This is a genomic window from Candidatus Merdisoma sp. JLR.KK011 (genome assembly GCF_036941125.1).
In the GTDB taxonomy this organism is placed as follows: Bacteria; Bacillota; Clostridia; order Lachnospirales; family Lachnospiraceae; genus Laedolimicola.
Map to the genome: position 1 here is coordinate 2,278,876 of NZ_JAYWSZ010000003.1, position 19,505 is coordinate 2,298,380.

At 48.8% G+C, this 19,505-nt stretch carries 16 protein-coding genes; all 16 read right to left on the reverse strand.

Annotated elements, in window-relative coordinates; translation table 11 throughout:
- Nucleotides 1-109: 109 nt before the first annotated feature.
- A complete protein-coding gene (locus tag VV089_RS12275) occupies nucleotides 110-2,803 on the reverse strand; it encodes a DegV family protein (protein ID WP_334336050.1) in 2,694 nt (897 codons plus the stop codon).
- A 24-nt stretch (nucleotides 2,804-2,827) separates the two neighbouring features.
- Nucleotides 2,828-5,797 carry a response regulator gene (locus VV089_RS12280; RefSeq protein WP_334336051.1) on the reverse strand — a complete coding sequence of 990 codons (2,970 nt, stop codon included), beginning with the start codon at nucleotides 5,795-5,797 and terminating at the stop codon, nucleotides 2,828-2,830.
- On the reverse strand, nucleotides 5,794-6,159 hold the full coding sequence (locus tag VV089_RS12285) for a response regulator (RefSeq protein WP_172540884.1): 366 nt from the start codon (nucleotides 6,157-6,159) through the stop codon (nucleotides 5,794-5,796). Before VV089_RS12285 ends, VV089_RS12280 begins: the two co-directional genes overlap by 4 nt.
- Before the next feature lie 281 nt (nucleotides 6,160-6,440).
- Nucleotides 6,441-7,151, reverse strand: a complete 711-nt coding sequence (locus VV089_RS12290) for an ABC transporter ATP-binding protein (protein ID WP_172540885.1) — start codon at nucleotides 7,149-7,151, stop codon at nucleotides 6,441-6,443.
- Nucleotides 7,152-7,165: 14 nt separating this feature from the next.
- Entirely contained in the window at nucleotides 7,166-7,924 is a 759-nt protein-coding gene (locus tag VV089_RS12295; protein ID WP_334336052.1) for an ABC transporter ATP-binding protein, read from the reverse strand.
- 3 nt (nucleotides 7,925-7,927) lie between these two features.
- Entirely contained in the window at nucleotides 7,928-9,001 is a 1,074-nt protein-coding gene (locus VV089_RS12300) for a branched-chain amino acid ABC transporter permease (RefSeq protein ID WP_172540887.1), read from the reverse strand.
- A gap of 9 nt (nucleotides 9,002-9,010) precedes the next feature.
- Complete coding sequence (locus VV089_RS12305; protein ID WP_172540911.1) at nucleotides 9,011-9,892, reverse strand: branched-chain amino acid ABC transporter permease; 882 nt, start codon at nucleotides 9,890-9,892, stop codon at nucleotides 9,011-9,013.
- 141 nt (nucleotides 9,893-10,033) lie between these two features.
- Nucleotides 10,034-11,278 (reverse strand): ABC transporter substrate-binding protein, encoded by a 1,245-nt coding sequence (locus VV089_RS12310; RefSeq protein ID WP_334336053.1) that lies wholly within the window; start codon nucleotides 11,276-11,278, stop codon nucleotides 10,034-10,036.
- A 298-nt stretch (nucleotides 11,279-11,576) separates the two neighbouring features.
- Nucleotides 11,577-12,554, reverse strand: a complete 978-nt coding sequence (locus VV089_RS12315; protein ID WP_334336054.1) for an NYN domain-containing protein — start codon at nucleotides 12,552-12,554, stop codon at nucleotides 11,577-11,579.
- A 191-nt stretch (nucleotides 12,555-12,745) separates the two neighbouring features.
- Nucleotides 12,746-13,909: an FprA family A-type flavoprotein gene (locus VV089_RS12320; protein ID WP_334336055.1), complete on the reverse strand. Its 1,164-nt coding sequence runs from the start codon at nucleotides 13,907-13,909 to the stop codon at nucleotides 12,746-12,748.
- A gap of 407 nt (nucleotides 13,910-14,316) precedes the next feature.
- Nucleotides 14,317-14,589 (reverse strand): sporulation initiation factor Spo0A C-terminal domain-containing protein, encoded by a 273-nt coding sequence (locus VV089_RS12325; RefSeq protein WP_172540891.1) that lies wholly within the window; start codon nucleotides 14,587-14,589, stop codon nucleotides 14,317-14,319.
- Nucleotides 14,538-15,131 carry a helix-turn-helix domain-containing protein gene (locus VV089_RS12330; protein ID WP_334336056.1) on the reverse strand — a complete coding sequence of 198 codons (594 nt, stop codon included), beginning with the start codon at nucleotides 15,129-15,131 and terminating at the stop codon, nucleotides 14,538-14,540. Before VV089_RS12330 ends, VV089_RS12325 begins: the two co-directional genes overlap by 52 nt.
- A 109-nt stretch (nucleotides 15,132-15,240) precedes the next feature.
- Nucleotides 15,241-16,596 (reverse strand): MATE family efflux transporter, encoded by a 1,356-nt coding sequence (locus VV089_RS12335; RefSeq protein ID WP_334336057.1) that lies wholly within the window; start codon nucleotides 16,594-16,596, stop codon nucleotides 15,241-15,243.
- 215 nt (nucleotides 16,597-16,811) lie between these two features.
- Nucleotides 16,812-17,273: an ABC transporter C-terminal domain-containing protein gene (locus VV089_RS12340; RefSeq protein ID WP_334336058.1), complete on the reverse strand. Its 462-nt coding sequence runs from the start codon at nucleotides 17,271-17,273 to the stop codon at nucleotides 16,812-16,814.
- Between the two features lie 72 nt (nucleotides 17,274-17,345).
- Nucleotides 17,346-18,656 carry a sensor histidine kinase gene (locus VV089_RS12345; protein ID WP_334336059.1) on the reverse strand — a complete coding sequence of 437 codons (1,311 nt, stop codon included), beginning with the start codon at nucleotides 18,654-18,656 and terminating at the stop codon, nucleotides 17,346-17,348.
- 1 nt (nucleotide 18,657) lies between these two features.
- Nucleotides 18,658-19,371, reverse strand: coding sequence for a LytR/AlgR family response regulator transcription factor (locus VV089_RS12350; protein WP_172540899.1), 714 nt, complete (start codon nucleotides 19,369-19,371; stop codon nucleotides 18,658-18,660).
- Between the last annotated feature and the right edge of the window lie 134 nt (nucleotides 19,372-19,505).

The window sequence follows — 19,505 nt, forward strand, 5'->3', positions numbered from 1 at the left end:
TTGGCAGCAAAAAAATCGCAATTGACCTAAAAAGCCTCCCGAATCCAAAAGATCCGGGAGGTCCATATTCGTTCCTAACCAAATGAGTGTACGTGAAGCGTCCGCCCCTCTACTCCTCCGGCGGCGCTGCCTGCATAAAATGAACCGCAACATCATTCTTCTTCATAAACAGCAGCCCAAAAGCCCCGGCCCCGCAATTACAGGCAATGGCCGAAGAAGCCTTCTGCAGATAAACACGTTCAAAAGGACAATACTGCTTCACCAGCTTCTGAATGTAAGCAATACTCCGATCCTCGAGCCCGGCATACGTAATGAACAAAATCCTCCGGTCGATATTCCGGGCGTCCAGAAGCACTCTGCGCACATACCGCTTAATCATATGCACAAAATCCCCCATCTCCACACCGGTCACCACCATTTTACTCTTCTTAAGCTCAATAATCGGATGCAGAAGCAAGGCGTCGCAGACAACCTGTGTCCTTTTTGGAATCTGCCCTGCCTGGCACATCATATGTGTACTTTTAATAATAAAGGCCGAAGAAATATGCTTCTTCAGTTCGTCCACCAGCTTCACAATCTGCGCCTTCGTGGCATGCTGTTCCGCCATAGAAGCCGCATACAACACAATCAGCCCAAGACTGCTGGAAAGATGCCCGGAATCAAGCACCGTCACATTTTCAAAGGATTTCGCAGCCTCAAGAGCGTTTTGATACCCCTCGCTTGCATTCTTCGCCATCGTAATATGAATCACATTCTGAGCCTCTGTAAGCTTCTCCGCAAAGAACCGCTCGTAATCCTCTACCCTGGGCGCCTCCGAGTGTCCGCTCTTTCCGTCCAGCATATGCAGCAGCAGTTCATCCGCTCTCAGCTCCACTTCATCCAGAAACCGCCCCTTATCCGTGCAGACATAATAGGGGCAGACAGAAATGCCGAATTCCTTCCGCAGAGATTCCGGAAGATCGCACACACTGTCCGTAGTCACCATGATAGACAGCCGCTGCGTCTGTTCAAAGATGAGAATATCCTTTCCAATCTCTGACAAATCCGACTCCTCCGACATATTCACTAACTCCTTTGGTAAAAGGCTCATCACCGCCGCCTCAAGAAGCGCTCCGCTCACTGGCTTTGCCAGATAACCACTGAAGCCTTCCTTCTTATAAAGAAGCTGATTGTCGCTTCCAGCATTGGCCGTAAGAGCGATGACCGGCGAACTCTGACAAAGACCGCCCGGCTGTGCGCGCAGCCGGTGAAGACACTGGATTCCGTCCATCTCCGGCATCAGATGATCCATCAAAATCACGTCATAATGCTGCTCCTGCGTTCTTCTAAGGCATTCTGCGCCGCTTAAAACCGTGTCAAGCTGAATCTTTGTTGCGGCAAGAAGCTTGCGCACCACCATCAGATTCATATCATTGTCGTCTACTACCAGGATATGAGCCTCCGGCGCCTCAAAGCTCTGCCGATACTGCTCTCCCACACGGCTCCTTGCCCGGGAGGTCAGCGTAAAGGTTCCAAGCTCCTTGTCATCCACAATATCCTGCTCTAACATCACAATGAAGGTAGAGCCTTTTGTATATACACTGTTGACACTAATCTCGCCTCCCATCAGCTCCACCAGCTGATGCACAATACTGAGTCCAAGCCCCGTGCCCTCAATATGACGGTTTTTCTCCTGATCCACACGCTTAAATGCATTGAAAATATAGGGAATGCTTTCCTTCTTCACGCCCTGCCCCGTATCCTCCACCGTGTACCATACGCGCACCCGGTTCAGCCGAAGACGCTCACAGCGCACGGAAAGGGTGATAGATCCTTCACTGGTATACTTCAACGCATTGTTCAGCAGATTAATCAGAACCTGCTTAATACGCACCTCATCTCCACAGAGCATACTGGGAATGGAGGAATCTACTTGAAGCCGGAATTCCAGTCCCTTTTCCCTGGCCTTAATCCAGATCATATTAACAATTTCCGAAAAAAGCTCTCCTGTCTCATAGGAAACGTTCACAATCTCCATTTTCCCGGATTTAATCTTGGACAGATCCAGAATATCGTTGATAAGGGTCAGCAGTATTTTACTGGCGCCCTGGATATTTCTTGCATTTTCTGCAATATCCTGAGAAATATCTCCTCTGAGAATGATCTCGTTTAAGCCGATGATAGTATTAATAGGGGTACGGATCTCATGGCTCATACTGGCGAAAAAATGATTCTCTGCCTTATTAAGCTCCTCGATTTCCTTTTTCTGCTGTATGGTAATCTTATTTTCTTCCTCGTAAATCCTGTTCAAAAATATCAGCATCAAACTGGTCAGCACACCCACCATAATAACGGAAATTGCAGAATCAAAAAAGGAATGGCTCTGTGTATTCTTGGCTGCCAGCTCCGGATAATAGAAGGCCAGATAATAACATGCAAGTGTCTCCAGCGTACAAAGCAGAAAAAACCAGCCTTTCCGCCTTCCCTCCAGCGTAATGCTGATGTACACGAAGCAGAGCACAAACCATTCCGGCATTCCGCTGTAAAATCCGCCTGCCGAGAAAAAGCTGATTGGAAACAGCACAAGAAGCAGGAGCGTGATAACGGTGGCTCCTCCATTGATACATTCCTTTTTAATGCTGAATTTTACTACCAGCGCCATAATCACAAGGCCGGCCGCAAGTAAAAGCATATTTATCAAGCTTCTGCCCAGAGGCAGGATAAAAATCAATGCAAGCATACAGATGCCCGTGACCACGCGGAACATTCGCTCCCGCAGGCTGATCTTATGGTCAAAGATGATTTCAAACCATTTTTCCAACACCTAAATGCCCTCCCATTCTAGTATTTATTCCAGTTCTATAATACTTTCACAGATCTTGTCGTAGATTTGCAAAAGCTCGTTATGATACTCATGGATGAATTCTGTATCGCCGTTTCGGCCTGCCTGCTCCAGGAGCCTTGCCTTCTCTGAAAGCTCCTCTGCGCCAATGGTAAGGGAGGTACTCTTCAGGGCATGAACCTTAATGGCATAGTCCTCCCAATTGGCTGTGTCGTACAGCTCCTGGATCTCGGTCTTCTTTGCCCCGCTCTGCTCTGCAAAGGTCTGAAGCATTTCCAGGTAGAATTCCTTCTCTCCGCAGCAGTACTCCAGACCCAGTCTCACATTCATACCGGCTTCCACAAGAGGCGTAAGCTGCAGGAAAGAAATCCCGGTTGAAGAAACATCCCTCTGTGCAGGCTCCTCATATACATGCTCTCTCTGCCGGGAACTCTCCCGTACCGGCTGCTCCCCGCGGACAGGCTGCTTCTGCGAAGGCTTTTCCTGTGCGGCTCCTTTGCGTACCGGCTTCTGCCGTACTGGCTCTTTCTGCACAGGCCTTTCCTGTCCGGACTCTTTACGCTGCTGTTTTTCCTGTACAGGCTCTTTTCGTTCCGCCTTGGCCTGTGTCTGTCCTTTCTGAACCGGCTTCTCTTGTACGGATTCTTTTTGCGCCCCTTTCTCCTGCGGCTGCGCCTTTTGCTCCTGCTTCCTCTGGGCCGCTTCCTTTCGTACAGGCCTTTCCTGCTTTTTCCGCTGAGGTTCTTTGTACTCCTGTCTCTCTTGCTCCTGTACCTGCTCTTTCCTCTCTGGCTTGCCTTGTACAGGCTCTCTATGTACAACGCTTTCCTCTACCGGCACCTTCTTCACGGACTGTCCCCCTGCCGGTTCTTCCCTGCGGCGCACTACCACAGATTCATGCCTTTGTTCCCGCTTCTGTTCCATGCCGTACTGGATATTTTCCTCAGGCAGTACTTTGCGCAGCACTCTCTCCAGTGTAGAGCGCTCTATGGGCTTGGGAATAAATTCCGTAAAGCCCTCATGGCGGAACATCTCTCTGGCTCCGCTGATGGTGTTGGCCGTCAACGCCACCACAGGAAGCTCCTTATACATGCCGTTGTTGATCTCACGGATACGCCGCAGAGTCTCCACGCCATCGAATCCCGGCATCATATGATCCAGGAAAATCATATCGTAGTCATCGCTGCCCAAACGCTCCACAGCCTCTTTTCCGCTCGAGCAGGTATCCACCTCAATCCCGTAGCTGCCCAGAACGCCCTTAGCCACTACAAGATTCATCTCCTCATCGTCAACGGCCAGAGCCTTAACATTGGTACAGGAGAAAGGCCTGTGGCCATCCGTTCCCATAAAGCCGAATTCTTCCGCATCTCCATTAAGAAGATTCGCAACGGACAGAGCAGAAAAGGGCTTATGAATCACCTGAAGGCGGCTGCCTCTGTTTAAGCTGAAGTCTCTCTCTGCAATCACAACCACACGGAGCTTATTTGTCAGCTCCTCATAATAACCGCTGTTCTCCTCATACTCCGCCTGAGCGATAAATACATGGGTCAGCGAATGATTCTTCTGCAGCTTAACCAGTCCGTCAAAATTGTGGGCCAGATAGCCTTCTAAGCCAAAGCCCTCCACCAGATGATGAATCATTCTGTCATAGTAGCCCTTTACTTCATCGCAGTTATATTTCTCCGGTCGGAAATAACAGGCAATGCAGAGCTTGTCGGCATTCTCTACCACAATAGCCGGGGAATCATCAGCCACTCTCTGAGGTATGGTAATATGGGCTTCCAGCCCCTCATTTTCCTTGCTGACAAAATGGATAAATCCGCCCATAGAATTAAGAAGGCCCCGTGCAATCGGGATACCAAGCCCCAGTCCCCCGGAAAAGCGGCTTTTTCCGGAATCCGCCTGATAAAACTCGTCAAACATCTGATTGAGCTGGGAATTCGTCATACCGATACCCGTATCATAAATATCAATAATCAGATTGACTCCATAGTCTTCCTTCCGGCATTCAATGCAGACATGGATGCCGCCTTCTTCCGTAAACTTAATGGAATTTTCCAGAAGAATCTTAAGTACATGGGAGATCTTCTCCGCATCGCCAATCAGCACAGCCGGTATTCTGGGATCCATGTCAAATACCATTTCCAATTGATTACGGCTTCCCTGCATGGCTGTCATGGTAATCACATCATTCAGCACCGAAGTAATAATGTATTCCTGCTGGGAAGACGTCAGCGTCCCCTCCACAATCTCCGTATAGTCAAGCATATTGTTGATCTGATTGGACAGACGCTTGCCGGCAAACTGAATGGAATGCATATCCTCCCGTAATTCCTCCGAAAGCTCCTTCTCCAGTACCACCTCACTGATTCCAAGAACCATATTGATCGGCGTGCGCAGCTCATGGGATACATTGGACAGGAACACCGCATTCTGCCGCCCTGCCTTCTCAAGCTCCGCATAGGCTGACTCCATCTGCTTTCTTCCGTCCAGCCTCCGCTTAATCCGGTATCTTGCAATGGCCAGCGCTCCCACAGTCACAGATACGTCAATGCCCAGACGTATAACATCTTTGGGCTCCATATCCCGTGAAATGGAACTCAGTATCAGAAAATGATACAAGAGCTCCACCATATACAAGGCGGCCGTCATATACAACAGCCGCTTTTTATCAAACATGGAAAAAACAAGAATCACCATACAGGCCACAGCCGGAATATCGTACAGGCTGCTCTCATGTACGCCAAAGAAAAAAAATCCAATCATCAGCAGCCCTGCGCACAGATTTTTATAAAATGATTCCGTTCCAAACCTTCCGATATGAAGGCACCACACCAGGGTATTGCCTACTATAATAATGGGAATCATCCAGAATTCCCATGACAGCGCAAGGGTAATCACTATCAGAAACACGCCGAACACTGTTACAATCGTTGCCAGAAGCAGATGAATGCTGGTTTGCTCCTCTGTTCTCATTCTTTATCAAACTCCTTTGCCACCCGTTTCAACAATTCCTGGGGAAAAAACGGTTTTTTCAGATAATTCACCGCTCCCAGATTGATTGCTCTTTTTACATCGTCCTCATATCCAGACGCGGTAAGGAAAATAACGGGAACATCATAAGCGGATGCCTTCATGCGTTCAAAGGTCTCGATACCGTCCATCTCCGGCATGGCTATGTCCAGAAGCACCAGGTCAAAATCCTCTCTCCTCATCTTCTCAAGGGCTTCTCTTCCGGATTCCACCATCTCCACATCATAGGTTTTTCCCAGAATCATCTTCGTCCTTTTTAAATTCATTGTGTCGTCATCCACTACCAAAATACGCTTTACTTCCATCTATCTGCCTCCTAATCCAGTTCCGTAATCTCTTTTATCATACGCTCTTAGAGATTTTGCTTATTTTTATTCTAAAACAGGAACGTCATAAAGTCAACCTTCTTGGTGCTTTTCATCCCCGGCAATGCAGGGGAAAGTCACTGGTCACGGAGTGAACCGTAACGGGGAAATTTTTCCGGTAAAACACGGAAAAAGCAGGTAAAAAAAGGATATTGCTCCAAGCCTGCCGCCTGCCGCAATATCCTTTGTCTCTACATGCGCATCCTCTCGCTGTATGCCTTCTACTCACCCAGATAAGCCTTTTTCACCGAATCGTCGTTCAGCAGATCCTCCGCTTTTCCGTCCAGTACAATCTTACCTGTCTCCAGCACATAAGCCCGATCTGCGATTGCAAGAGCCTTCTTGGCATTCTGCTCTACCAGAAGCACTGTAGTCCCTCCCTCGCTTACCTCCCGGATAATATCGAATATCTCATTTACAAAAATGGGGGACAATCCCATAGACGGCTCATCCATCAGAATAATCCTGGGCCTTGACATCAGCGCCCGGCCCATGGCAAGCATCTGCTGCTCGCCGCCGGAGAGGGTCCCGGCCATCTGGTTTTTCCGCTCCTCCAGCCGTGGGAAACGCTTGTAGACGCGAATCATGCTTTCCTCAATCTCGTCCTTATCCTTCCGGGTAAAGGCGCCCATTTTCAAGTTCTCCAGAACTGTAAGCTGTGCAAAGACGCGGCGTCCCTCCGGCACATGAGCCATACCCATGGATACAATCTTGTGAGCCGGGGTAGAGGTGATGTCCTGCCCCTCAAAAAGAATCTGTCCCTTCTTTGGCGCAATCAGTCCTGTTATGCTGTGGAGAATCGTTGTCTTGCCGGCTCCGTTGGCGCCGATAAGCGCAATAACCTCTCCCTCGTTTACCTCAAAGGAAACTCCCTTGATGGCCTGTATCATTCCGTAAAATACTTCTATATCCTTAATTTCCAGCATTGCCATTACTCAACACCCTCCTATTCCCCAAGATATGCCGTAATTACCTTCGGGTCATTCAGCACCTCGCTGGTCTCTCCTTCCGTGAGAATCTGGCCGAAGTTCAGCACTGTCAGCTTCTCGCAGATTCCGGATACCAGCCTCATATCATGCTCGATCAGAAGAATGGTCATATGGAATTCATCCCTTACAAAGCGAATGGTGTTCATCAGTTCCTGGGTCTCGTTGGGATTCATACCTGCCGCCGGCTCATCCAGAAGCAGAAGCTTCGGATTTGTCGCCAATGCCCTTGCTATCTCAAGCTTTCTCTGCTTGCCGTAGGGCAGGTTGGAAGCCTTGTAATCCGCCTCCCCATCCAGGTCAAAGACCTTCAGAAGCTCCATGGCCTTCTCATTCATTTCCTTTTCCACTTTATAATACCTGGGCAGACGCAAAATACCTGTGAGCGTGGAATAACAGTAGTGGTTGTGAAGCCCTGCTTTCACATTGTCCAGAACCGTCAGCTCGTCAAAGAGACGGATATTCTGGAAGGTTCTGGCAATGCCGTGCTGATTGATCTCAATGGTTTTCTTTCCTGTGATATTTTCCCCGTCCAGGAGAATATAGCCGTCTGTAGGCTTATACACCCCTGTGAGAAGATTAAATACTGTGGTTTTTCCGGCTCCGTTGGGCCCGATCAGGCCGTAAAGCTCGCCTGGTTCTATGGTCAGATGGAAATCGTCCACTGCCCGAAGGCCGCCGAAGGAGATTCCCAGTTCTTTTACTTCCAATAATGCCATAAGTTACGCCTCCTTTTTCTCATTCTTCCGTCCGAAAAGCTCCTTCAAGGAATAACGCTCCCTAAAGTCCTGCCCGCCCGGACTGGAGGTGAAGATCATCGTGGCAATCAGAACAATGGCATACATCAGCATACGGTAGTCATTGAGGCTTCGAAGCAGCTCCGGCAGAAGCGTCAGCACGACGGCCGCAATGATAGATCCCCGGATATTACCGATTCCTCCCAGAACCACAAAGACGAGGATCATAATGGACATATTGTAGCCAAAGTTTTTCGGCTGGGCCGCCAGGGTGGACAGATTGTGGGCATAGAGCACGCCCGCCACGCCTGCCAGGGAAGCCGATACGGTAAAGGCTAAAAGCTTATATTTTGTAATGTTGATTCCCACGGACTCCGCCGCAATCCGGTTGTCCCGGATAGCCATAATCGCCCGGCCCGTCCGGGAATTCACCATGTTAATCACGATAAACAGAGTAACGAGAATCAAAACAATGCCGATAAGGAAAGAGGAATCGTGGGGTGTCCCCGTAATTCCCTGGGGGCCGTTTATAAGAACCTCCCCGTCCGTCTCCATATTCATAGAAAACGCATCCTTAAAGGATATGTGGAATCCCTTGCTGTCATGTCCCAGGAAAATGACATTAATGACATTCTTGATAATCTCGCCAAAGGCCAGGGTTACAATAGCAAGGTAGTCGCCCCGCAGGCGGAGAACCGGAATTCCGATGAGAAATCCAAACAAAGCCGCCACCGCTGCACCAATGAGAATGGCCAGGAAAAACCGCAGTCCGCTGACTGTGATCGCCTCCTTAGTATAATTGGAAAAAAACGCACTGGCAAAAGCTCCCACGCACATAAATCCCGCATGGCCCAGGCTCAGCTCGCCGGAGATTCCCACTACAAGATTCAAAGATACCGCCAGGATCACATAGGTGCACAGGGGCACAAGAAGCCCCTGGAGAAGGCTGGAGACCATTCCGGCCTTCATCAGTATCTCCATAATCACATAGGCAAGGATCACCATACCGTATGTAATCAGATTGCTCTTTGTATTTTTATTCAATGCTTTTCCCTTCATCCTTCCCACCTACACTTTCTCTTGAATCTGCCTGCCAAGCAGTCCCGTAGGCTTCACCAGAAGCACGATAATCAGTACGGCGAACACGATGGCATCCGCAAGCTGGGAGGAAATATAAGCCTTGCCCAGAATCTCAATCACGCCCAGAAGGATTCCGCCGATAAACGCTCCCGGTATGGAACCGATTCCGCCGAATACGGCTGCAACAAAAGCCTTGATGCCGGGCATAGCTCCCGTATAAGGGGTCAGCGCCGGGTAAGCGGAGCACAGAAGCACTCCTGCAATGGCAGCCAGGGCAGAGCCGATGGCAAAGGTCAGGGCAATGGTTGCATTCACATTAACGCCCATAAGCTGAGCCGCGCCGCTGTCCTCGGATACGGCTAACATAGCCCTTCCGGACTTGGAGTATTTGATAAAGGAGGTCAGGACAGCCATAATCACAATACAGGCAAGAATCGTCACAATAGTCTCGCCGGATATAATAATCGCGCCGTCAGCCAGAGAAAGAGGTTCCATGGACACCACGGAGGTAAAGGACTTCGTATTGGATCCATAGATGAGAAGCGCTATATTCTGCAGAAAATAGCTGACTCCGATAGCTGTAATCAGCACCGCCAGCTTGGAGGCTCCCCGCAGAGGCTTATAGGCGATCCGCTCAATCACCACTCCCAGCACCGTGCATACCGCCACAGAAATCAGCACGCCCAGTATGGGCGGAAGTCCCATGCCGCTTACAGCCGTAAACACCACAAAGCCGCCGATCATAATCACGTCGCCGTGGGCAAAGTTCAGCATCTTCGCAATTCCATACACCATGGTATACCCCAAGGCTATGATCGCATACACGCTGCCCAGACTAATTCCATTTACCAGGTAGGATATAAATCCCATCATACATAACACCTCTTTATCCATTAAAATTCTACACAATTTGCATTGTATTATAGCATAGATGCCAAACATGCACAAGTGGAAAAACGGAAAAACAGAGGAACCCTAAGGCTCCTCTGTCCAAAGTCTTTCTTGATTTCCTTACAGTGCAACGCCCTCGCCGCCCTTGATCTGTACAATGAGCGGAGCCTTGTTGGGCTCGCCGCTTGCTTCCCAGCTGATGCCCTTGCCGGTGATGCCGTCAAAGGTAATAGCAGTCATAGCGGTCTTCATGGCATCGCAGATAGCGGATGCGTCCATATCAACAGTCACGCCGGCCTCTTCCATCGCTGCCTTTACTACATATACACAGTCGTAAGCATCTGCTGCAAACTGGTTGGGAACCTCGCCGTACTTCTCCTGATACTTGCTTACAAAGCTCTTTACCATTTCGTCGTCGGAGTTCGCAACGAAGGGAGCCATGTACATCAGATCCTCTGCCAGAGAAGCGTCAAAGTTCTCTACAGACAGGATTCCGTCCATACCGTCTACACCGAAGAACAGGGGAGTGTAGCTCTGCTTGCTGCACTCTGCCAGTACCAGAGATGCCTCTGTGTAGTAGAAGGGCATATACAAAAGCTCTGCGCCTGCATTCTTTGCGCCCTGTACTGCAGTGGAGAAATCGGTCTTGTTGTCAGCGGTAAATGCCGCATCGGATACAATCTCAATGTTCTGGTTGGCAGCCTCTGCACGGAATGCCTCATAGATACCTACGGAGTAGGGATCGGAGCTGTCATAGATAACAGCCACCTTGGATGCAAGGCCGTTGGAACCAATATACTTTGCGGATTCCAGACCCTGGTTAGGGTCGGAGAAACACATACGGAATGCGTTGTCATACTGTACGCACTTTACTGCGGTTCCGGAGGGAGTAAGCTGGAACAGGTTATCGTTGTAGCTCTGCTCAGCAACTGCAATACAAGGGTTGGAGGTTACGCTTCCAACGAGTACCTGCATACCCCAGTCCTTCAGAGTGTTGTATGCGTTTACGGACTTCTCTGGGTCATGCTCGTCGTCCTGGAAATTCAGCTCGATGGGAGTTCCGCCGATGCCGCCTGCCGCGTTGATCTCCTCAACGGCAATCTCCATACCTCTCTGTACAGCGATACCGTAAGCGGATGCTCCGCCGGTGGTAGGTCCGATGCCGCCAATCTTGAATGCGGCTCCGCCGCTTGCTGCCGGCGCCTCTGCGTCATCGCCTGCCGCAGCGTCATCTCCTGCTGCGTCACTATCTGCTTCTGTGCTGTCTGCTGCAGGTGCTTCTGTGTCCTGGCTCTTGCCGCCGCAGGCTGCAAGGGAGAAGGTCATGGCACATGCTAACAGTAAACATAATGCTTTCTTTTTCATAATGTTTCCTCCTTGTTTTATTTCGTTCTTTTGATATATGTACGCGCCCTATGGAAACAATGGCCTGTATTTATATCGCTCTCTATATTACAACCATTAAAATAAATTTGTCAATTCCTTTTCTGAGGAAAAGATCAATTTTTTTTGCCGTTTTTCCCTGTTTTTTACATTTTTGCACTTTAAAAGGGCAAATCGCTGTCTTTTTAAAGCAACAAACAGAATTTACCCTTTTTTGCGATGCATCTTTCCGATGCGCATTTGAATTGTAAAAGTGAAGCCTACACCGTTCTGCCTGCGTCTATTTCCGATCCTTGATGCTGACCATATTGCCGCTTACGGAAAGCTGGCGGATACTCCGAAGGAAGCTCGACAAACGGTTGTAGCCGTAATCCTTGAGGTCAAAGGCCGGGTACTTTTTGTGGATCTCCTCGTAGACCATGGAGAGGTTTTCTATCTGGCCGCCGTTGTCCCGGATGAACACCAGGATCTCTTTTTCCAGCTTCTGGCGGTCCAGATGGCCGCCCAGGCCCACTGCATAGGCGGAATCGATCTTGTACAGATAGAGCCGGGGGCAGGTATCCTGAAGAAATACAACCAGCTTGGTGTAACCATAATTACGCACGTCAAAGTCTGTGAATTTGGCGTTTAGGCGGCTTCCGATTTCGCCTAGGTAGGTGATCTTTCCTTTGTTTTCATTATCGTTGATAAAGGAAATGATGGCTTCCTCAATCTGGGGCAGGGGGGTGACGCCGCTTCCATGCTCCTCCTCTGCCGCCCTGGAGCCCTTCCGGCTGGAGGATGGAGAGGGCGCATTTTCCATATCATTGACCTGCTTATTGATGAGGTTCAGATGGATGAATTTGTTGCAGGCTTTTGTAAGAGCCATTGGTGTTTTGGACTCCCCCATGCCGATAACGTACATGTTTTCTTCCCGGAGGCGCATAGCCAGGCGCGTGAAGTCGCTGTCGCTTGTCACCAGGCAGAAGCCGTCTACCTTGCCGGAGTAGAGAATGTCCATAGCGTCGATGACCATGGCCATATCGGTCGCATTTTTCCCGGAGGTGTAGGCAAACTGCTGTACCGGGGTGATGGAGTTCTCCAGAAGAATTTCCTCCTTCCAGCCGTTCCCCTTGGTAGACCAGTTGCCGTAGATACGGCGGAAGGAGGCGTAGCCGTAGTTTTCAATCTCATTGAAAATGCTGCCTGCGTATTTGGCGCTGATATTGTCCGCATCGATTAAGACTGCGAATTGTTTTTTGTCTTCTATTTGTTCCATAAAGTATAAGCTCCTTTTTGTTTTTTCAACTCCTTTGTCCTTATCTTTTAAGACGGTGGTTTCTTCCTATTATAAAGAGGGGGAAGCTTGTGGTGACGCTTCCCTCTTTTTTCTCCGAAAAGACATACGTCCGTACAGAACGGACATTCCTTTCTGTCTCTCCCAAGTATATTGATAGGTTTCTCTTTTGGCTACTCAGCCAATAAAGCTTCTGCCAATTCTTTCATGGCCTCCTTGTCTGCCTCCTTCATGGTGGAGCGGATGGTGACTACAGGCTCGCAGACAGTGAGATTCTTCATCTCTTCCAGGACGCTTCTCATGGTGCGGGCTGCAGAAGGAGCCCAGGTTCCGTTTTCCAGAAGGGCAACCCTGCGGTTTCGATAGGTTTTCGCCTTCAGATGATGCAGGAAGTCCTCCATACAGGGAAACACGCCGCCGTCGTAGCTTGCAGCGGCCAGTACCAGGCGGTCATAGCGGAAGGCTTCTGCAACGACGGCCGGCATATCGGCTCTTGCCAGGTCATATACCTTAACCGGCGCTTCCGTTTTCTCTTCCAGTATGCGGGCCAGTTCTTTTGCGGCTGCAGCGGTATTGCCGTGGATGGATGCGTAGGCGATGACAATGCCGGATTCTTCCGGCTCATAGCTGCTCCAGATCTGGTATTTTTCCAGGTAATAGCCCAGATTTTCCTTTAATATGGGACCATGGAGGGGACAGATCATGGCAATGTCAAGGCCGGCGGCTTTTTTCAGCAGAGCCTGAACCTGGGTTCCGTATTTTCCCACAATGTTGATGTAGTAGCGTCTTGCCTCGTCTGCCCACTCCTCTTCTGCATCCAGGGCTCCGAATTTACCGAAGCCGTCGGCGGAGAAAAGGATCTTTTCTTTGGACTCATAGGCTACCATGACTTCCGGCCAGTGTACCATGGGAGCCATGACAAAGGTGAGGGTGTGGGCGCCTAGGCTTAGGGTGCCGCCTTCTTTTACGGTGATGCAGCGGTCAGTTAAGTCCATCCCGAAAAACTGGGGGAGCATGGCGAAGGTTTTTGGATTGCCTACCAGCTTCATCTGGGGATATTTTTCGGCCAGCTTTCCGATGCTGCCGGCGTGGTCGGGCTCTAGGTGGGATACCACCAGGTAGTCTGGGGCCTGTCCTTCTAAGACTTCTTCCAGATTGGCAAGCCATTGTTCTCTGGCTCTTGGGTCCACGGTGTCTAAGATGGCGGTTTTTTCGTCACAGATGACGTAGGAGTTGTAGGATACGCCGTTTGGGACTACGTACTGGCTCTCGAAGAGGTCTATGGTTTTGTCGTCTGCACCTACATAATATACGGAATCTGCTATTTGGTTTTTCATTTTAGTTTTCCTCGGATTCTATTAGTTTTGGACGGATTGGCGTTATCTTCCAATCTGCCTGGGTTCTTTCAAATTGTACACAACTTTTGGGGTTCTGGCAAGTACTTTGTTTTTTTGGGGACGGGGATGCAGGCTGAGGGGGAGGGGGATTTTCCATATCGGTGTCCGCGCGGTTCTCGTACAGTCTGTCTGCTCTGCTCGGACATTGCTTTGGTGGTTTTGTCGTGTTCTGGGTTTTGGGCAATGTCCGCTCAGGGCAGACAGACTGTACGAGAACCGCGCGGACACCGGATATTGGAAAATCCCCCTCCCCCTCAGCCTGCATCCCCTGGGTGTTGGGTGTGGATCATGTGGAATAACTTCCTTTTTTTTCGTTAAATAAATATTTACAGAAAATTTATATGAAATTACATCTTTTTGGTTTCCAATGCTCCAACATCCAGGGACTGAACCAAAATGCATAAGAACTGTGCTGTCCGTATGTTTCGCTCTACTGCCTTCCAGTTTGTATTGTACTGTTTTGCCACCTCTGGATAAAGACATTTTGTCACCAGGAGAAGTCTGCCCGGCTGCTCCCGGCACAGAGCTATTGCACTGGCCATATGAAAGAAGCCAGTATAATTTGCAGTCACGCCCAGGCTGTACAAAAGATCGTATATCTCAGAAAAATCGTTTTGCATCTATATGAACCTCCATCCCCACTGTGATTCTGGCTCCTGTGAATCAGATGAAAAATTTCCGCCTCAGACATGGACATTGCACTTAATTCCACCAGCGACATGCCAAAAGCATCTGCAATGTTAAACAGCTTGTCTGTTGTAACATTCGCACATCGATGCTCAATATCACGCAGGCGGGCAATGCTTACATTTGACCTTTGCGCCAGCTCTTTTTGTGTCAGTTTTTCCGTTTTCCGAAGCTGAACGATATTCTCACATATTTGAAGCGGCCCGTTTATACAATGCTTCAGGCGGAATGAACCCTGGATTTTCGAAAGAATATCCCTGTCTGTCATTGAAAAAACGCCCATTATCCGGAAATCAACCTGGAGCGCTCTTGCCAAACGTATGAGCGTATCTATGGTTGTATTTTTGCATCCATACTCAATGTCCTGCAGGCGGCTGATGCTGATATTTGAGTGAAATGCTACCTGTTCCTGGGTCAGCCCCTGTGCTTTGCGCAGCCGTACCACGTTTCTTCCAATCTCATCCAAATGCGGCATAATCATCCCTCCCTGCTTTAAGCATAGGAAAAAAATCCCAGCAGGTCTACCCGATATATTAGCGATTTGGAATATAACTGAAACGGGAGAACGCTTTCCCTGCATGGAGCTACAGCTTCCTCCACACAAGAGCCATCATAGTAAAATAACAGGCCAGTCCTCCTACGATATTGGTGACAGGCTCGGCGGCCAGAACGCCGTAGATTCCAAGCCCCCAAAGGCGGGGAAGAATCAGAATCAAGGGAACGCCTAAGATAGCTTTCCGGAACAGGGAGAAGAATACTGCCTGTTTTGCTTTGCCAAGGCTTACGAATACTGTCTGGCCTACATACTGGAAGGCCATGAAGAAAAACAGGGCAAAGTGCCAGCGCATGGATATAACAGACACCTCAAGAAGCTCTGCTTCTTTGTTAAACAGCCTTACAATGATCTGAGGGAACAAGATGAGGACGGCCCATAGGGCAGCTGCATACAGCAAGGTTACACGGCGGATAAAGCGGATTCCCTCCTTTACCCTGCTGTTCTCCCCTGCGCCGTAGTTGTAGCCAAGGACAGGCTGGGCCCCCTGGGTGAAGCCCTGCATAGGCATCTGAACCACCTCCCGGACAGAGTAAATGATGGTCATAGCGCCTACATAGAGATCGCCTCCATAAAATTGAAGAGAAGCGTTACAGAAAATCTGCACCAGGCTGTTCGTAACCGACATGGTAAAGCCAGACAGCCCAAGGGCCAGAATCTGCTTTACCAAAACAGCTTTCAGGCGCAGGGCAGGCAGGCGCAGGCGGAGAATGGCTTTTCTGCCGCTCAGAAAACTCAAAACCCAGAGTGCGGACACAAGCTGGGAAAGAATGGTGGCGGCTGCAGCTCCCTGTACTCCCATATTCAGGCTGAAGATAAAAACCGGATCCAGGATGAGATTCAGAAAAGCTCCTATGACTACAGTGAGCATGCCTGTTTTGGCAAAGCCCTGAGATTCGATAAAGGGATTCATGCCAAGCCCCAGCATAACAAAGAGATTGCCTGCCAGATAAACATCCATGTAGGCATTGGCATAGGGGATCGTCTCGTCACTGGCGCCGAAAAGGTACAAAAGAGGCGTCTTTAGAAAATAGCCTGCCGCAGTCAGCAGGATCCCGAAAAGGACGAGCAGCGTCAGAGAATTGCCCATAATCTGTTCGGCCTTTTTTTCGTCTCCCCTTCCCCTCTCAATGGAGCATAGGGGAGCGCCGCCGCTTCCGCAGAGGTTGGCAAAGGCGTTGATAATGGTGATAATGGGAAATGCCACGCCCACGCCGGTAAGGGCCAGACGGCCGTCCCCCGGCATGCGGCCTAAGTACATGCGGTCCACGATGTTATATAAAACATTCACAAGCTGGGCCAGGATCATCGGCAGAGACAGGCGCACAATACTTGCGGCTGTGGCGCCTTTTGTAAAGTCATGTTTTGCTGCTGTGTTGTTCGACATAAAGCTGCCTCCCCTAATCCGAAATCATTTTGCAGACGCAGTGCATTATTTCATTATATTACAAAGTGGGGGAATCGGGAAGTTTTTTCTGTTTCTCCAATGCCGCCTCTGAAGAGGAAAACGGCGGCTTTCGATTTCTCAAAAGCCGCCGTTCGGGGCGCAGCGATTTTCCTGCTTGTACGACGGCTTTTTCTTTTGCCGTCGCAGGGCAGGCATTAGGAGTATGTATATACAGCGTGCTGGCGCCTATAGGTGTCGTTGTCCTTTTGGCTCAATTCTTTTTCTATCTGTGCCAATTTTGCTTTCAAATCCTCCATTTTGCTTTCATCTGTTTCCCTGTTGATTTGCTGCTCCAGCTCTTGTTTCTGCTTTTTTAGTTTTTCAATCTCACGGTCAACCTTATCGGTATTGCAGGTGCAGCTTTGCCCATCTTTGTCCGAGCCGCTTTTTTCCGGGCCATCGAAATCGATTTTAGGCTTGCCGTCCTCGTCTTTGCCCAGCCGGTAACGCCCTGATGGTTCCGGTTTTTCCTCCGGAACATATTCATCCATCACAGGTTTTTGGCGGTGCGATTGAGTTTCATCTTCGGGCCGCCGGACTTTTTTCGTTTCATCCACACCAGCAATCGGCACAGACGGCTGCGCTGCGCCAGAGTTTATTCCAGAAATAGACTGCACAATATATTCCTCCAATCCACAAGATAAGTAACTGATATTGCTATTATCAGTTTACCCCGCAAAAAAAGAATTTCAAGGCCTTTGTATTGAAATGCTCTCTGGATGTATTGAAATGTTCAGCAACACGTTCAAAGAGAACCGCCGTTCAATTTTCTCTGTCAGCATCGCACCGTGATATTTCTCTGTTACAGCCTTGATATTGGAAAGGCCGGTTCCCGTTGGCGGCAGCGGATTATCTGAACAGGTATTTTCAAATGCCAGCATATAGAAGTCGCCCTGCCGCTCTCCGCTGATGCGAATTGACCTCACTCCCTCAATGGATTGACACGCACGGATTGCGTTATCCAAAGCATTGGCAAAAATCACACATAAATCAAAATCATCTATTCCGCAAGGGTTTGGAAGGAACAATGAGACTTCAGCCGCAATCCCATCTGCTTTTGCCATCTTCAACTTTTCTCCCAGCAAAATGTCCACCACTGAATTACCCGTCTGACAAGGAAATGACAATGTGGTTGAGACTGTTTCCAGCTTTTGCAGATAGGCTTTGCTCTCTTCCAATTTGTTATTGTTAAGCAAGGCGCTCAGTACAGAAAGATGATTTTTAATATCGTGGCGGAATGCTTTTGTCTGTTCATAGCGGGTTTGTGCCTCGGCAATATATATTTTCTGTGCCTGGGCTGCTTGAGACAAAGACTGCATTTCTGCTTTGGTCTGTAAACTGCGGCATAGGTGACGATAGGCATACAAGGTACAGAGTAAAGCTCCCAGCCCTAAGGCTTGCAAAAACAGAAGCGCAGTATGTTCTAATAGAAGGGCAGGAGACAACACATCATAGTAAATCTGTGTATATGAGGTCTGCATAATATACAATTCTGCGGTAAAGAAAAACAGAACTGGGAACAATAAACAGCCCATATTTGTCATGTGTCCAATTTCTTCTGGCGATATGGATTTTACTACGCTTGTATAACAGGCAATACTTATGACCAGGGAGACCGCTGTTGCCGCTGTAACCATTGAATACAAAAACAGAGCGTTCGTCACATGGGGAAATATCACCGCCTCCACCGAGTTGATGAGCCCAAAGGAAAACTGGGAGATGTAAGCGGCGAGGATTGCCGCAATCCAGGATGCGGAGGGACGATTGCCCAGAATAAAACGGTTTACTCCATACAAAATAAGCAGTTCTATTCCAATCACTATGATCCACGGGAAAGAAAACTCACTTGCAATCCGGTCCAAAATGAAGAAAATAAAAATGTATATGGCAAAATGATACGCCTTCTGTTTTTTCCCGGTGAGGCTGGCACAAAAGTAAACGTGCATGATGCCTTGGATTATCAGGCAAAAAATATTAAGCCCTATACTAAAATAATCCATATCAGCTATCCCTCTCTTTCATATAGCGTAAGAGGGCCTGTGTCAAATCTCGTTCACGCAGTCTGGAAACAGGTATTTGAGCGCCCAGCGGCAGCGTAACCAGTCCAGTATCACATCCTCGAACATAATCAAGATTAACAAGATAACTCCTATGGCATCTGAAAAAACGGCTGTCCATCTGACGTTCAAAATTTTCCAGCCTGTCGTAGAAGCCGATTACCTTCCCATCCCTTTGATGGACATAAACCTTTCGGCCCTGTACCTCACAATACACGATTTGCGCCAGCGGAACAACATCACAGGAACTCCCCCGCCAAATGACAATACTTTTATCTGTCCTTTGCGCCAAGGTGCTGACAGCCCTATCCATAGTCCGTTCAAAATGGCTGCCGTCCAGAGGTTTGAGCAAATAATCGTAAGCCTCCACTTCAAACGCATTGAACACATATTCTTTCAAGACAGTCACAAAAATCAGCAGGCTGCGATTTCTCCGCTGCCGCAATATTTTGGCAGTTTCTATTCCATCCAAATTGTCCATTTGAATATCCAAAAAAACTATATCAAAGCTGCAGCCGCTTTCTAAAAGGGCACAGCCATTTGAAAAGCTGGTAACGGAATAGGGAGTAATCTTCCGTCCATCCATGTATTGTGAAAGCCGGTTTGAAATTTCATGCACCATAATCGGTTCGTCATCGCAAATTGCGAATTTAATCATTTGTTCACCCACTTTCTTCCGTGTGCTTTATAATAGCAGTTTCATAGCCAAAGAACAACCGCACTGTCACAGAATGTCTAAATCATGCAATGAAATGTTCTTGACAAAATGAGTCCCCAACATTACTGCCTGTT

What these genes read in the sequence shown, in the direction of transcription:
- VV089_RS12290 (WP_172540885.1), bottom strand. Translation starts at nt 7,151, where the DNA reads ATGGCAATGCTGGAAATTAAGGATATAGAAGTATTTTACGGAATGATA.
- VV089_RS12280 (WP_334336051.1), bottom strand. Translation starts at nt 5,797, where the DNA reads ATGAGAACAGAGGAGCAAACCAGCATTCATCTGCTTCTGGCAACGATT.
- VV089_RS12285 (WP_172540884.1), bottom strand. Translation starts at nt 6,159, where the DNA reads ATGGAAGTAAAGCGTATTTTGGTAGTGGATGACGACACAATGAATTTA.
- VV089_RS12310 (WP_334336053.1), bottom strand. Translation starts at nt 11,278, where the DNA reads ATGAAAAAGAAAGCATTATGTTTACTGTTAGCATGTGCCATGACCTTC.
- VV089_RS12295 (WP_334336052.1), bottom strand. Translation starts at nt 7,924, where the DNA reads ATGGCATTATTGGAAGTAAAAGAACTGGGAATCTCCTTCGGCGGCCTT.
- VV089_RS12335 (WP_334336057.1), bottom strand. Translation starts at nt 16,596, where the DNA reads ATGTCGAACAACACAGCAGCAAAACATGACTTTACAAAAGGCGCCACA.
- VV089_RS12315 (WP_334336054.1), bottom strand. Translation starts at nt 12,554, where the DNA reads ATGGAACAAATAGAAGACAAAAAACAATTCGCAGTCTTAATCGATGCG.
- VV089_RS12325 (WP_172540891.1), bottom strand. Translation starts at nt 14,589, where the DNA reads ATGCAAAACGATTTTTCTGAGATATACGATCTTTTGTACAGCCTGGGC.
- VV089_RS12305 (WP_172540911.1), bottom strand. Translation starts at nt 9,892, where the DNA reads ATGGGATTTATATCCTACCTGGTAAATGGAATTAGTCTGGGCAGCGTG.
- VV089_RS12330 (WP_334336056.1), bottom strand. Translation starts at nt 15,131, where the DNA reads ATGCCGCATTTGGATGAGATTGGAAGAAACGTGGTACGGCTGCGCAAA.
- VV089_RS12300 (WP_172540887.1), bottom strand. Translation starts at nt 9,001, where the DNA reads ATGAAGGGAAAAGCATTGAATAAAAATACAAAGAGCAATCTGATTACA.
- VV089_RS12350 (WP_172540899.1), bottom strand. Translation starts at nt 19,371, where the DNA reads ATGATTAAATTCGCAATTTGCGATGACGAACCGATTATGGTGCATGAA.
- VV089_RS12320 (WP_334336055.1), bottom strand. Translation starts at nt 13,909, where the DNA reads ATGAAAAACCAAATAGCAGATTCCGTATATTATGTAGGTGCAGACGAC.
- VV089_RS12345 (WP_334336059.1), bottom strand. Translation starts at nt 18,656, where the DNA reads ATGGATTATTTTAGTATAGGGCTTAATATTTTTTGCCTGATAATCCAA.